We start from the raw sequence: 13,906 nt of genomic DNA on the forward strand, positions 1-13,906 counted from the left end.
TCACATCTCCCCGTCCCGCCCGTTGATCGTCCCAGACCAAGATCCACTTTCACACAGACCCTCGACATCTCATAGGGGCCCCGTCGACAGAGCGCCGTCCCGCGGCTGTCGCTCGGAGACAGGATCCGGCGGAGCGTCTCGGAGTTCGGGTCCGCACACACAGGAAGTCACCATCGGCGGGTGGGGCGCATTCGCGTCCGTTCTTCCACGCCCCCTGGAGGCGGCGCTTGGCACCATGGTCAGCCGGCGCCGTTAGCGAAGGAGCGCCTGCGCGCTTCTCTGCGCCGGCCACAGGTGGAGGAGGTATCGCTCCGTTCTCTCATGGGCGGCCTGCAGTGCGGTCGACCGGCGGGCAGTCTCTCGGCCGAAGAAGGAAATCCGCGACGAGTACGTCCCTTTCGGTACCGGTACATCCCAGGCGCCGCGGGTCCGTTCGGAGATGACCAAGAGTCCGGAAGGAATGTCCAGCCGCATTTCTTGATGACCCTCGCAGTCGCCGATGACGGCCGGCTCCGCCGTCCAGGTCTCGATCACGAGTTCCACCGGGCATCGACTCTGGGCGCAGACGACGCAGATCTCGCGTCCGTTTCCCGCGGCTCCCTGAGCACGTGCGAGTTTGATCAGATCGTCATCACGGACGTCGAAGTCCGCGTCGTACAGATCGAATCCGCCGTAATCGGGCATGACGAGGGTTCGATATCGACTCAGACGGTGTGCCATCGCTTGCCTCCGGAGGGACTGTTGGGGTGTGGGGTGTGGGGCGTTCTTGCGGCGGGCCGGGAGGACGCACCTACGTCCCGGACCGTGAGTGACGACGCGGGGGGCGTCTTCGTGGGCGGAACGGTGTCGCCCTGTCGAGGCGGGCCGCCGTCTCGGGGTCGTGACGGCTCCTCCGGCATCTCGCGCTGAAGCAGCTGCCGCGACTCTTGGCCGGTACCGGCCGCTCGCCGGTCCCTGCCACGCTTCACAGGCCGGCGAGGCCCGTGGAGACCGCTTCACCGGCGGGTCTTGAATGGTCTAATGACCGACGGCCCCGCAGGCGTCGGCCGTCGTCTTTGCCGTGATCGTGGCGAGATGAACGATCCAGCCGGGCGAGGCCGCCCTTCCATGCACCCCCACCGAGGGGTGCATTTTTCTCGTTCGACGACAAGGGATGTGAAGAGCTGCATGAGGAGACCTTCCATAGCAGTGGGCTCGGCCGTGCTGTGTTTCGCGCTGTTCGGCCTGTCCACGGGTGCCGGTGGCGCGACCGCCGCGCCGGGGCAACCGGCGGGGACGGCCCTTGCGTTCGACGGTACGGCGGGCTCGCCGACCGTCGAGGCCGCCGAACCGGCCACCGGTGTCCGGGCGGCCGGCACGGGTGCCCGTCACGACTACGACGGTGACGGCCGCAGCGATCTGGCCGCCTGGTACGACTACGCGGACGGACACGACGCCGTACGGACCTTCCTCGCGGGCTCGAACGGCGCCTTCGCCGCGCCCGGTGTGGGCTGGCAGACCCCGGCGGGCAACTACTGGGTCGAGAACATGAAGCGTCTCACCGGCGACTTCAACGGGGATGGTGTGGGCGACCTCGCGGCCGTCTACGGCTACGAGGACGGACGGGTCACCCTGCTGACCTGGCTCGGACGGGGAGACGGCACCTTCGGGAGCCCTCTGCACTCCTGGACCGCGGCACCGGGCAACTGGAACTTCGACGCCATGACCGCCCAGGCCGGCGACTTCAACGGGGACGGACGCGACGATGTCGCCGTGTGGTACGCCTACGGAGACGGCAGCGACAGACTCTTCACGATGCTCGCCCGCCCGGACGGCGGCTTCGGCGCCCACTTCTCCTCCTTCCAGCGGGCCCCTGGGGATGGCTGGTACGTCAACCGCATGAAGTTCGCCACCGGTGACTTCGACGGGGACGGACGCGACGACCTCGCGGCGCTGTACGGGTACCGGGACGGCAGCGTGAAGCTGATGTACTGGGCCGGGCGGACCGATGGCGGATTCGCCGAGCCCGTGCACGGCTGGGAGTCCACGGGCTGGACGTTCCGGCAGGCGAGTCTGCACGCGGGCGACTTCGACGGTGACGGACGTGACGAGCTGGCCGCCTGGTACGACTACGCGGACGGACACGACGCGGTGATTGGCTTCCGTCTCGGCACGGACGGGAAGTTCGGCGCCCGGCGGGACATGCTGACCCTCCCGGTGGGCTCGTACGATCGTGCGCGCATGAAGATCGTCAGCGGTGACTTCGACGGAAACGGCCGCGACGACCTGGCGACCCTCTACGGGTACGCCGACGGACGGGTGAAGACGATCACCTTCACCGCCACGTCCGAGGGCAACCTCAACAGTCCCCTGCACAGCTGGGAGTCCGAGCCCGGCAACTGGACCTTCAACCAGGTCCACATGATGGAGGGGTACACCAGCCCCACCCTGCTGCCCTACTGTCCGGCGGTGTTCGGGCACGGCGGGTGGCCCACGGAGCAGGACGGCTGGCGAGAGGACCAGATCCGCGCGGCGAACCACCCCCGGGGCCTCGCCCAGGAGAAGAGCTGGGGCGCGGCGGGGGTGGAGGCCGATCTGCGGCTGACCAAGAACGGCTCCAAGGCCGTCATGTGGCACAACGAGACCACCAACGGGCTGAGCGGATCGTCCGCTCCCGTCTCGGAGCTGACCTGGGCGAGCGGGTCGAACCCGCTCAGTGGGCGCACCATCACGCGCGGCCCCTACACGGGTGAGACGGTGTACACGTTCCGCCAGTGGCTCGACAGCGCCAAGGCCCTCGGCATGGTCGTGTTGGTGGAGGTGAAGCCGGAGACGAAGGGATACCTCCTCAGCGGCGACCCGCCGATCCGTGAGACGGCATGGAACGAGGTGCTCGCACCGATCGCGGAGCGCATCGCCTCCCAGGAGATCATGATCTACACGCATGACGCGCAGCTTGCGGCGGAGCTCAAGAGCCGGGTCGACGCGGCAGGCCTCTCCGCGGCCCTCACCGGCTTCCCCGACTGGTACGACGTCGTCAAGTGGCAGGAACCGCCCCTGCCCGCCTCCGGCAACTACGCCTCCTGGCAGCGGGCTCTGGACGCCGATGTGACCCGTCTGGCCACCTCGTGGACGCCGGGCCTCACCGACTGGATGCACGGACGCTGCGTCTGACGTCCGTACCGGGCCGCGGGGAGACGATGACGTTCGACTGCCCCGCGGCGCACTGTGCGTCGGGTGGCGCTCGACGCGGACCCTCAGTTGTTCGGGCCGAGTCGGCGGACGCCTCACCAGGGGCCGACATCGGGCCCTGGCGTGGGCCGGCACGGTCGCGGTGGGCGTCCAGGCGGGTGGTGCCGGCGACGGTGGTGATACCTCCGCGGGGGTGGGGGCCTGCGTCAGCGGGTGGGTCGGTAGTAGGCCGCTACGGGGGCCTGTGCCTCCTCGTGGAAGGCCGGGCCGTCGTGGGGGACGGCCGGCCAGGCTCCCGACGGCGGGTTGAGGGCGATGAGCTGCTCGGTCGACAGGGCGTAGACGACGCGCCCGATGCCGGAGCGGGCGATGCCGCCGTCGCACATGCCGCACGGCTGGCAGCTGGTGTAGAGGGTGGTGCGGGCGGCCGCCTCCGGGGCGAGTTCGCGGGCCGCCCAGCGGGCGAGCTTCAGTTCCGGGTGAGCGGTGATGTCGTCGTCCCGGCGGACCGTGTTGTGGGCCTCCGCGAGGACGGCGCCGTCCGGTCCGGCCAGAAGGGAACCGTACGGCGCGTCGCCCAGGGTGACGGCGTGGGCGGCGAGGGCGATGGCTCGCCGGAGGAGAGGCTCGTCGGCAGCGGTGATCATGATGCGGTGTCCTTCCAGTGGGTGGCCACGGTGGTGAGCGCCTGCCAGGCCGCGTCGGGTCGGCGGGTCTCCTCCGGATCCCCGTGGTAGGGGTCGAGGACGACGGTGTCCGCCCCCAACCGGCGCAGTTGGTGGAGGTCGCCGACGATCTGCTCGACGGTGCCGACCCCGGCGGGCCGGTCGGGGGCCCCGACCGGGGAGCCGGTGACGCGCAGGGCGATGCGGGGGGCGAACCCCGGCAGGGCGTGCCTCCTCAGGATCTCGCGCATCCGGGGCACGGGGAGCCTGAGCGGGTGCCAGGCGTCGCCGAACCTGACGGCGCGCCGCAGGGCCGCCTCGCTGTGGCCGCCGACCCAGACGGGGAGGTCACCCTCGCCGCGCCTGGCGTCCCGAGCCTCGCGGAGGATGGCCAGGCACTCGTCCGTCAGCCGGCCCCGCGCGGTGAACGGCACGCCCAGCGCCTCGAATTCCTGCCGCGCCCAGCCGACGCCCACCCCGAGGACGAAGCGACCGTCGCTCAGGTCGCGGAGGTTGGTGGCCATGCGGGCCACCAACAGGGGGTGCCGGTAGGGCAGAACGAGCACGGTGGTGCCCAGCCGCACCGTGGTGGTGAGACCGGCCAGCCACGCCAAGGTGGTGAACGGCTCGTAGAACGGCTCCGGGTAGCGCGCGGCGACATCAGGGGTGACCGCCACGTGGTCCGACACCATGAGGGTGCCGACGCCGAGGCCCTCCGCGAGCCGCGCCCACTGCCGCAGGATTCCGGGATCTGTCCCGGGGCCGAAGTTCGGTACGTTGACGCCCAGTTGCATGACCCGAGGCTATCCCGGTGATCACGGCACACAGAACGGCGAACTCCCTGCGTGACGGCTGTTCTTCCGTGATTCTGCTGGTACTTTCCCCCTATGACCGGGAATCTCGACCACGTCGACTGGGCGATCATCGAACAGCTGCAACGGGAGGCCCGCGTCTCCCTCAGCGAACTGGGCCGCCGTGTGAACCTCAGCCCCTCGGCCACGACCGAACGGGTCCGCAACCTGGAGGCCTCGGGCGTCATCACCGGCTACCGCGCCGAGATCGACCTCGCCAAGGTCGGCTACCCCGTCCTCGCCGTCGTCCGGCTGAAATACCCGGGCAACCGCCACGAACCGCTGCGGAGCCTCCTCGCCGAACGCCGCGAGATCCTGGAGTGCCTGCGCACCACCGGCGACGACTGCTACACCCTGAAGGTGGCCGCGACCTCCATGGAGCACCTCGAAACCCTCATGGACGAACTCGCCGGATTCGGCGGCACCACCACGAACGTCGTCTACAGCCAGACCCTCCCCTACCGCGGCCCCGTCGCCCCGTCGGCCCCAAGGGACGAACGCCCCGTCACCCGATGACACCCTCCCTCCAGGTCCGTCGATCCGCGCGATGCCGGTGATTGTGCCGATGACGGGGTCCCGCGTCGCCCTCACAGTGGCGAGGCCGTCCCACGGCAGCGGTCCCCGTCCCCGGGGGCCGTACCACGACACGAGAGGACGACTTCGTCGTGAAGCGATACCTTGCCGCGGCCTGTTCCGTCGCCGCCGGACTCGCGCTGCTCCTCGCCCCGGGCGCGGGAGCCGCGACCGGCAATCCGTACGAGCGCGGTCCCGCGCCCTCCGTGGCGAGCATCGAGGCGCTGCGCGGCCCCTACACCGTCGCGCAGACCTCGGTCTCCTCGCTCTCCGCCACCGGCTTCGGCGGCGGCACCATCTACTACCCGACGAGCACCGCCGACGGGAAGTTCGGCGCGGTGGCGATCTCGCCCGGGTTCACCGCCACGCAGTCGTCGGTGGCCTGGCTCGGACCGCGGCTCGCCTCGCAGGGCTTCGTCGTCTTCGTCATCGACACCCTGACCACGCTCGACCAGCCCGACAGCCGCGGCCGCCAGCTCCTCGCCGCCCTCGACCACCTCACCCAGCGCAGTTCGGTCCGCGACCGGGTCGACGCCTCGCGACTCGGTGTCATGGGGCACTCGATGGGCGGCGGCGGCACCCTCGAAGCGGCGAAGAGCCGCCCGAGCCTCAAGGCCGCGGTGCCGCTGACCGGCTGGAACACCGACAAGACCTGGCCCGAGATCAGCACGCCGACGCTCGTCATCGGCGCGGACGGCGACACGATCGCCCCCGTGGCCACCCACTCGGAACCGTTCTACGAGAACCTGCCCGCCGGCCTGGACAAGGCGTACCTGGAGCTGAACGGCGCCACGCACTTCACGCCGAACACCTCCGACACGACGATCGCGAAGTACAGCATCTCGTGGCTGAAGCGCTTCATCGACGACGACACCCGCTACGAGCAGTTCCTCTGCCCGCTGCCCCGGCCGAGCCTGACGATCGAGGAGTACCGGGGCTCGTGCCCGCTGGGCTCCTGATTCCCCGGCACCTGTGCGCGGGCACAGTCGCGCGTGCGGGGGTCTGGGCGCTCGCCCAGACCCCCGTACGGCTCCGTTCCGGCCGTCCGGCGGGGCCGCTAGCGTCACGGGCGTGACCGCCGAAACCGGGCCCGTCCTGCATGGACGGGAGACAGAACTCGCCGAAGTGCGACGGGCGTTGAGCGCCGTCGTAAGCCCCGTCGTGAGTTCCGTCGTGAACCGCGGCGGGGTCGAGCCGGTGGTGCTCGTCGCCGGTGGGCCCGGTGAGGGGCGGTCCGTTCTGCTCGCGCGGGCCGCCCGCGACTTCGCCGGCACGTCGTACGTGGTCGGGGCGCCGCGGCGGCAGGTGCCGTGGAGCGCCGCGCGGGCCCTGCTCGACGCGCTGACGCCGTCCGCGGCGGCGGCCGGGCGGGCGACCCGGCTCGCCCGGGGCCCGGGCGGCATCGCGGCGGCGCTCGCCGCCGTCTGCCCGCCGGGACGGGGGCCGTTCCTGCTGTGCCTCGACGACTTCCCGCTGTGGGACGCGCACTCCCGGGCCGCCTTCACGGCCCACTGGCGGACGCCGGTCCCGGGCGGCACGAGCCGGGTCGGCTGGCTCGTCGCGTGCGCGCCGGGCCGGCCGCTGCCCACCGCCGACGCGCCGGTGGTCCGGCTGCCGCGGCTGGATCGCGCGAGTGCCCGGGCCCTGCTTGCCGACGCGCGCGGGGGGCGCGTCGGACCGGCCGTGGTCGAGAGGCTCCTCGACGAGGCGGACGGGCACCCGGGCGTCCTCGTCGAGTCGGTCCGCCGACTCGCGCCCGGCGTGCTCGCCGGAGGGGCCCCCGGGCCGGGACCGCTCGTGGACGACGGCGTGGTGGAGGCGGTGTACGGCGGGCTGCTCAGCGCCCTCCCGGCGGACGGGCGCCGGCTCCTGGGCGTGGTGGCGCGCGCCTGCGGCACGCCGGACGCGGCCGGCGGGGCGGGCGGGGACCGGGGTCGTACGGACGTGGGCACGGTACTCGCCCGGGCCCGGGCCCTCCGGGTGCCGACCGAGGCACTCGACGGCCTCGTCGCCGCCGGGCTGCTGCACCGCCACGGCGACGCGCTCGTCTTCCCCGACCCCTTCCTGCGCCGCGCGGCGGCCCGCCACGGGACCCGGCCCACCGAACGGAACCGGCACCGCGGCGCGGGCCCGACGCCGGTGCACGGCCCGCTCCTCCACGACGGTCATCCAGTTGTCGCGACCGGGCGTGAGGCGTGCGGGGAGGGCGCCCCTGCTCCGGAAGGCGACCGGCGCCACGACGGAGACCGTGTGGTCGGCCGTGGACCGCGCCGCGACGACACCCCCGTGCCCGAACGTGACCCGCACCACGACGGAGACCGCGTGCCCCGCCGGGAACCGCGCAGGGGCGACGACCCCGTACCCGAAGGCGACCCGCGCCCGGAGGGCGCCCCGAGGCCCGGGCACGACCCGCGCCAGGACCTGGGCCCGAATCCCCTCCAGGGCCCCCGACACCCCGAGAACCCGACCCCCGGACCCGGCACCCGCCATCAGGAGGACCACCCTGCCCCCGCGCACAGCCGCCACCACCAGAACCCGGCCCCCGGACGCGGCCCGCGCCACAACAGCGACCCCGCGCCCGGGCGCGGCTCTTCGGGTCTTCCCGATCCGCACGAACGGCACCGGGCCGATCGGCTGGGGCCACCCGCGGCCGTTCGCGCGCGTTCCGCCGCGGCGCGGGGGCGGGCGCTCCTGACGCGGGGGTTCGCGGCGCTCGCGCGCGGGCCGGTCATGGACGCGCACGAGTCGTTCCTCCTGGCGGCGAAGGCGCTGCGGGACCGGGAGCCCGCGGAGGCGGCGGACGCCCGGTTCCTGGCGATGGAGGCGGGGTGGGCGGCGGGGGACGTCGCCGCCTGTCTCGCCGCGCTCGACCTGACCCCGGCCGTCCCGGGCCCCGAGCGGGCCTTCGCCGAGGGGCTGCGGGCGGCGATCCTGGTCCGCCCGGACCGGGCGCGCGCCGCGCTCGCCTCGGTCGTCGCGGCCGGCGGGGTCCGGGACGAACCGAGGCTGCTGCTGCGGGCTGGTTCGGCCGCGCTGGTCCTGGGGGACGTGACGGCGGCGGTCCGGCTGCACGGCAGGGCGCTGGTCCGGGCCCGGGCCGAGGAGCGGGCCTCGCTGCTGCCCCGGATCCTCGAACACCTCGCGTACGCCGAGTTGCGCGCCGGCCGGTACACCCGCGCCGCGCACGCCGCCGGTGACGGGCTGCGCGCGGCGCGCGCGACGGGCCAGCTGAACTCGGCGGCCCACCAGCACGCCGTCCTGGCCCTGGTGGCCTCGGTGAAGGGCGACGAGCCGTCCGTCGGGGAACACGCGCAGCGGGCGCTCGCGATCGGGCGTCCGCACGGGCTGACGCAGGCGGTGACGCTCGCCGAATGGGCACTGGCCCGGGCGGAGCTGGGTGCCGGTCTTCCCGACCAGGCGGCCGCGCGCCTCGCACCGCTGGTCAGGACCGGCCCGAGCGGCGGTCACTTCGCGCTCCGCATGCTGGCCGTGCCCTGCTTCGTGGAGGCGGCGGTGGCGTCGGGGCGGATCGCGGAGGCGCGGGAGGCGACGGAGCAGTACGCGCAGTGGGCGGCGTTCGGGCTCGACCGGCCCGCGCCGGCGCAACTGGCCCGCTGCCGGGCGCTGTTGGCGCGTCAGGGCGAGGAGACGTCGCGCTGGTTCGGGGAGGCGCTGCGCCGCCACGACGACGGCGCCAACGACTTCGAGCGGGCCCGCACCCTGTTCGCGTACGGAACGTGGCTGCGCCGTCGGCGCCGTCCGGGCGAGGCCCGGGGTCCGCTGCGCGACGCGCTGGTCACCTTCGAGCGGGCCGCCGCCGACGGCTGGGCCCGGCAGGCCCGTGCGGAGCTGCGGGCGACGGGCGCCCCGGGCACGCGGCGGCCGGATCCCTCCGCTCTGGCCGGGCTGACCCCGCAGCAGCGGCGGATCGCCCGTTTGGTCGCGGACGGCGCGACGAACGAGGAGGTCGCCACGCGGCTCTCCCTGAGTCCCCGGACCGTCGACCATCACCTGCGCGGGGTGTACGCCCGACTTCAGCTCCGGTCCCGGGTGGAGCTGTCCGTCCTGATGGCGGCGGCCGAGGGGTGAGGGGGCCGGGCCGCCCGCCCGTGCCCCGCCGCGCCGTCAGCCGTCCGAGGTCTCGACGATCCAGCCCCGGCGGACGGTCCACGTCCGGCCGTCCGTCGTCGCTCCGCGCATGCCGTCCAGGACGTCCGGGCCCACCGCGGCCGGCAGGCGCGAGTCGCCGACGGACGCGAAGCCGAAGGTGCGGTGGGGGTCCCAGTCGGTGCTGTGCCGCAGTCGGCGGCTCATCTGGGCCCAGCCGACGGGGCTCGCGGCGACCACCCAGGCGTCCGGTTCGGGGTGGGTCAGCCGCTGGGCCTGGCGCAGCCAGGACGCGGCGTCCTCCGGCCAGTCGACGACGGCGGCCACGGTTCCGCCGCTCGCCCGCCAGGCGTCGGCGAACGCCGCGGCGGCGTCCTTCGAGGCGGCGTCCCGGCTGTGCCCGAGCGCGACGCTGCCGCCGCGGTGTCCGCCGGCTTCCAGGAGGGCGAGGAGCCGGTCGAGTTCGGGTGCGGTGTGGGGGCGGGGTTCCGGCCAGGGGGCGTAGTCGGAGAGGGCCGAAGGGCGCAGTCGGGGAGAGGGGTCGTTCATGCGGTGCTCCCGGTGCTCCAGGCCGCGTGACGGTCGGGGAGGCAGACCGCGCACGGCCGGTATCCGGCGGCGACGGCGGTGGCCTCGTCGGCGAAGAACACGCGGTGGCGCACGTAGTGGCCGCGGGCGATGTGCCGCAGGGCGGAGGGGCAGTCCAGCCGTCCGTAGATCCGGCCGCGCCGGTAGCCGCCGAACCGGCCGGCGGTGTCGCTGCGGTAGGGCCGCCCGTCGCCGCCGATCAGCGTGTACGCGCCCGGCGTCGCCGCCGGGGCCGTGTCGTCCGTCCGTCGTCCTTCCACACGGGTACTGTGCCTCGTCCCGGGGCGTTCGTACCGGCGGTTTCCGGACGTCGAGGTCGCTGCGGTCGGCGAGCGGCCTCGATCGGCGCTTCAGCGGCGGGCGGCAGGCTTGCGCGCAGGGCGTCCCCGCGCTGCCGGGGCACGGCCCGGCGTCCCGCGCGACCCGGCCGCCCGCCGGGCACCGGGCCGCTCCCATCGACCCCGGGTTCGAGGAGAGACCGTCGTGCGAATCGCCGTGACCGGCTCGATAGCCACCGACCATCTGATGTCCTTCCCCGGTCGGTTCACCGACCAGCTGATCGCCGATCGGCTGGAGCAGGTGTCCCTCTCGTTCCTCGCCGACCGGCTCGACGTGCGGCGCGGCGGTGTCGCCGCCAACATCGCGTTCGGGCTGGGGCGGCTCGGTCTGACGCCGTGTCTGATCGGGTCGGTGGGCGTCGACTTCGCGGAGTACGGGGCCTGGTTGCGCGCGGCCGGGGTGGACACGGACTCCGTCCGGATCAGCGAGACCCTGCACACGGCCCGGTTCGTCTGCACGACGGACGAGGCGCAGAACCAGATCGCCACCTTCTACGCCGGGGCCATGGCCGAGGCCGGGAAGATCGATCTGGCCGCCGCGGCGGACCGCCGGGGCGGATTCGACCTCGTCCTCGTCGGTGCCGACGCCCCGGAGGCGATGCTGCGCCACACCGCGACCGCCCGGCGCATCGGCGTCCGTCTGGCCGCGGACCCCTCGCAGCAGTTGGCCCGCCTGGACGGCGCCCAGGCCCGTGAGTTGGTGGACGGCGCGCACCTGTTGTTCACCAACGCGTACGAGTCCGCCCTGCTGTGCGAGCGCACCGGCTGGAGCGAGCGGGACGTCCTGCGGCGCGTCGGCAAGTGGGTCGTCACGCGGGGGGCGGACGGCGTCTCCCTGGAGCGGTTCGGGCGGCCCCGGGTCGACGTGCCCGCCGTCCCCACCGGGCAGATCGCGGACCCGACGGGCGTGGGGGACGCGTTCCGCTCCGGGTTCCTCGCCGGTCTCGGCTGGGACTGGCCCGACGAGCGGGCGGCGCAGCTAGGCTGCGCGCTGGCGTCGATCGTGCTGGAGACGGTCGGCACCCAGGAGTACAAGCTGCTCGCGGCGGATCTGACCGAGCGCGTGGAGCGCGCGTACGGGGCGGAGGCGGCCCGCTTCATGGAGCCGCGCCTGGCGGTGCTGTCATGAGCGCGGTGCGCGAGGCGCTGGCGAGTGGCGTCCCCACGTTCTCGTTCGAGTTCTTCCCCCCGCGGACGGATCAGGGCGAGCGCGCGCTGTGGAACTCGGTGCGTCGTGTCGAGTCCCTCTCCCCCGCGTTCGTGTCCGTCACCTACGGTGCCGGCGGCTCGTCGCGCGAGCGGACCGTCGAGGTCACCCGGAGGATCGCCGCCGAGACGACGCTGCGGCCCGTCGCCCACCTGACGGCCGTCGGGCACTCGGTGGCCGAACTGCGGTACGTCATCGGGCAGTACGCGGACGCGGGCATCAGGGACGTGCTGGTGCTGCGGGGCGATCCGCCCGGTGATCCGAACGGGCCCTGGACGCCTCATCCGGCCGGTTTCACGTATGCCCGGGAACTGGTCGAACTGGTGCGTTCGCTGGGCGACTTCAGCATCGGTGTGGCCGCGTTCCCCGAGAGGCACCCGCGGTCGCCGGACTGGGAGAGCGACATCCGGCACTTCGTCGCCAAGTGCCGGGCGGGGGCCGACTACGCCGTCACTCAGATGTTCTTCCGGGTCGAGGACTATCTGCGGTTGCGGGACCGGGTGGCCGCGGCCGGCTGCGACATCCCGATCATCCCGGAGATCATGCCGGCCACCGACGTCCGCCAGATCCGCCGGTTCGCCGAACTCTCGCACGCGGCCTTCCCCGAGGACCTCGCCCATCGCCTGGAGGGCGCCCGCGGGGACGCGGCCGAGGGCCATCGGATCGGCGTGGAGCACGCCACCGCCATGGCCGGGCGCCTCCTCGCCGAGGGCGCGCCCGGCCTGCACTACATCACGCTCAACAGGTCCGACGCGGCCCTGGACATCCATCGCGCGGTGCTCTCGTCGGTGGGCACCGGGCGGCTCCGCGTCCGCTGAGGGGACCGGGGGCCCCGGCTACGCGGGGTCCCCGAACCAGCAGCCGAGCGCCCCGGCCAGCGCGTCCGCGTCGCCGGCGCCGCCCAGGGCCGACCAGGCGATGTAGCCGTCGGGCCGGACCAGGAGGGCGTCCGTGCCGATCGGTTCGGACGCCGTCGCCGTCACCACGTTCACGCGGGGGCGCCACGGTTCGGCGGCGCTGCGGAGCTCCTCGGAGTCGGTCAGCAGCAGGAGCAACGGCCGTGCGTCGTGGAGGAGTTCGGCGAGTCCGGTGAGGGTGTCGCCGGTCTTCAGGAGGAGGTCGGGGGCGAAACGGCCGGCGAGGGGGTCGCCGCGGCCGCCGGTGTCGTACGTCACGTCGACTCCGCTGATCATGCCGCCGAGGTACTGGTTGACGTCGTCGAAGTGCATCATCCGGGCGAAGAGGGTGCGCAGCGCGTCCATGCGGGGGTCGGGGTCCATGAGGGCCACCTGGGCGCGTACGTTCTCCAGGACCGCCTCGGCGATGGGCGCGCGCTCGGTCTCGTAGGTGTCGAGCAGTCCGGGCGGGGCCCAGCCGTGGACCTCGGCGGCGAGTTTCCAGCCCAGGTTGACGGCGTCCTGGAGGCCCAGGTTGACGCCCTGGCCGCCGGCCGGGAAGTGGACGTGGGCGGCGTCGCCGGCGAGGAGGACGCGGCCGACGCGGTAGTACTCGGCCTGGAGCGCGGCGTCGCTGAAGCGGGTGAGGCCGCTCGGCGAGTCCATGGGTACGGGGTGGCCCGCGATCCGCTCGACCTCGGTGCGGAACTCCTCCAGGGTGACGGGCGCCCGCCGGTCGGCGTGCGGGCCGCGGAAGTCGTAGGTGCACACGCGGCTGCGTCCGAAGAGGTTGAGCCAGACCAGGGTCCAGCCGCGCGGGTTGCGCTGCCAGCCCTGGGGCGCCCGCGCCGGGTCAAGGAGGCGGACCTCCCCGATCAGGGCGCCGACGCGGGCGGGCGTGCCGGTGAACGCGATGCCGCTGAGCCGGCGGACGGCGCTGCGGGCGCCGTCGGCGCCGACCACCCAGGAGGCGCGCAGGGTACGGGTGGCGCCGCGTGAGTCGCGTACGGTCAGCCGCATGGCGTCGGGTTCCTCGTCGAGGCCGACGAGTTCCAGGCCGCGCCGGATGCGGGCGCCGAGCCGTTCGGCCTCGGCGGCGAACACCTCCTGCGCCCATGCCTGGGGGCTGCCCACCATCACGGGGCCCTCGGTGACGACCCGGGCGAGGTCGAGGTCGAACATGCCGGAGAAGTGGAAGGGCACGCGGCCGAGGCCCACCGGTGGGGCGGGCGGTCCGGGCTGTACGGCTTCGAGAAGTCCGCGCCGGTGCAGGGTCTGCGCGGTGCGGGCGTGCAGGGTGCCGGCCTTGGAGAAGCCGTCCGGCGAGGACAGCTTCTCCAGGACGGTGACGTCCACGCCCAGCAGGGCCAGTTCCCGGGCGAGCAGCGTGCCGACGGGCCCGCCGCCGACGACGGCGACCTGGGTGTCCACGGCTGGGCTGTTCGGCATCGGGGCTCCTGCGGGGTGGTCGGCACGGTGGGCACGCGTACGGATGCTGTACGTGAGGGGG

The 13,906-nt window shown here is 73.8% G+C and carries 12 protein-coding genes; 6 read left to right on the top strand and 6 right to left on the bottom strand.

Annotated features, from left to right (window positions below):
* Positions 1-252: 252 nt before the first annotated feature.
* Complete coding sequence (locus tag ACFZCF_RS17670) at positions 253-684, bottom strand: hypothetical protein (RefSeq protein ID WP_391287184.1); 432 nt, start codon at positions 682-684, stop codon at positions 253-255.
* A 483-nt stretch (positions 685-1,167) separates the two neighbouring features.
* Between ACFZCF_RS17670 and ACFZCF_RS17675 the strand changes: the two genes are divergently transcribed.
* On the top strand, positions 1,168-3,153 hold the full coding sequence (locus ACFZCF_RS17675; RefSeq protein WP_391287185.1) for an FG-GAP-like repeat-containing protein: 1,986 nt from the start codon (positions 1,168-1,170) through the stop codon (positions 3,151-3,153).
* Between the two features lie 224 nt (positions 3,154-3,377).
* Here the strand turns inward: ACFZCF_RS17675 and ACFZCF_RS17680 are convergent, their stop codons facing one another.
* Together ACFZCF_RS17680 and ACFZCF_RS17685 are read right to left on the bottom strand one after the other, a co-directional pair.
* Positions 3,378-3,818, bottom strand: a complete 441-nt coding sequence (locus ACFZCF_RS17680) for a deaminase (protein WP_391287186.1) — start codon at positions 3,816-3,818, stop codon at positions 3,378-3,380.
* The gene (locus ACFZCF_RS17685) at positions 3,815-4,630 is read right to left on the bottom strand and encodes an LLM class flavin-dependent oxidoreductase (protein WP_391287187.1); all 816 of its coding nucleotides are present in this window, start codon (positions 4,628-4,630) and stop codon (positions 3,815-3,817) included. Before ACFZCF_RS17685 ends, ACFZCF_RS17680 begins: the two co-directional genes overlap by 4 nt.
* 93 nt (positions 4,631-4,723) lie before the next feature.
* Between ACFZCF_RS17685 and ACFZCF_RS17690 the strand changes: the two genes are divergently transcribed.
* From ACFZCF_RS17690 to ACFZCF_RS17700, 3 genes are all read left to right on the top strand, one after another.
* Positions 4,724-5,203: a winged helix-turn-helix transcriptional regulator gene (locus ACFZCF_RS17690; RefSeq protein ID WP_391287188.1), complete on the top strand. Its 480-nt coding sequence runs from the start codon at positions 4,724-4,726 to the stop codon at positions 5,201-5,203.
* Between the two features lie 149 nt (positions 5,204-5,352).
* Positions 5,353-6,219: an alpha/beta hydrolase family protein gene (locus tag ACFZCF_RS17695; protein ID WP_388443889.1), complete on the top strand. Its 867-nt coding sequence runs from the start codon at positions 5,353-5,355 to the stop codon at positions 6,217-6,219.
* A 202-nt stretch (positions 6,220-6,421) separates the two neighbouring features.
* Positions 6,422-9,349 (top strand): LuxR C-terminal-related transcriptional regulator, encoded by a 2,928-nt coding sequence (locus ACFZCF_RS17700; protein WP_391287189.1) that lies wholly within the window; start codon positions 6,422-6,424, stop codon positions 9,347-9,349.
* 36 nt (positions 9,350-9,385) lie between these two features.
* Here the strand turns inward: ACFZCF_RS17700 and ACFZCF_RS17705 are convergent, their stop codons facing one another.
* Positions 9,386-9,916, bottom strand: coding sequence for a hypothetical protein (locus tag ACFZCF_RS17705; RefSeq protein ID WP_391287190.1), 531 nt, complete (start codon positions 9,914-9,916; stop codon positions 9,386-9,388).
* Positions 9,913-10,215 (bottom strand): Ada metal-binding domain-containing protein, encoded by a 303-nt coding sequence (locus ACFZCF_RS17710; RefSeq protein WP_388443896.1) that lies wholly within the window; start codon positions 10,213-10,215, stop codon positions 9,913-9,915. The genes ACFZCF_RS17705 and ACFZCF_RS17710 overlap by 4 nt, the downstream gene beginning before the upstream one ends.
* 223 nt (positions 10,216-10,438) lie before the next feature.
* On the opposite strand from ACFZCF_RS17710, the gene ACFZCF_RS17715 reads away from it, so the two are divergent.
* Complete coding sequence (locus ACFZCF_RS17715) at positions 10,439-11,422, top strand: PfkB family carbohydrate kinase (protein WP_391287191.1); 984 nt, start codon at positions 10,439-10,441, stop codon at positions 11,420-11,422.
* A complete protein-coding gene (gene metF / locus ACFZCF_RS17720; RefSeq protein WP_391287192.1) occupies positions 11,419-12,318 on the top strand; it encodes a methylenetetrahydrofolate reductase [NAD(P)H] in 900 nt (299 codons plus the stop codon). Before ACFZCF_RS17715 ends, metF begins: the two co-directional genes overlap by 4 nt.
* Before the next feature lie 18 nt (positions 12,319-12,336).
* On the opposite strand, the gene ACFZCF_RS17725 is transcribed toward metF, so the two are convergent.
* Positions 12,337-13,845, bottom strand: a complete 1,509-nt coding sequence (locus tag ACFZCF_RS17725; protein ID WP_388443905.1) for an FAD-dependent monooxygenase — start codon at positions 13,843-13,845, stop codon at positions 12,337-12,339.
* Between the last annotated feature and the right edge of the window lie 61 nt (positions 13,846-13,906).

Source organism: Streptomyces sp. NPDC007945, assembly GCF_042958885.1.
Lineage (GTDB): Bacteria > Actinomycetota > Actinomycetes > Streptomycetales > Streptomycetaceae > Streptomyces.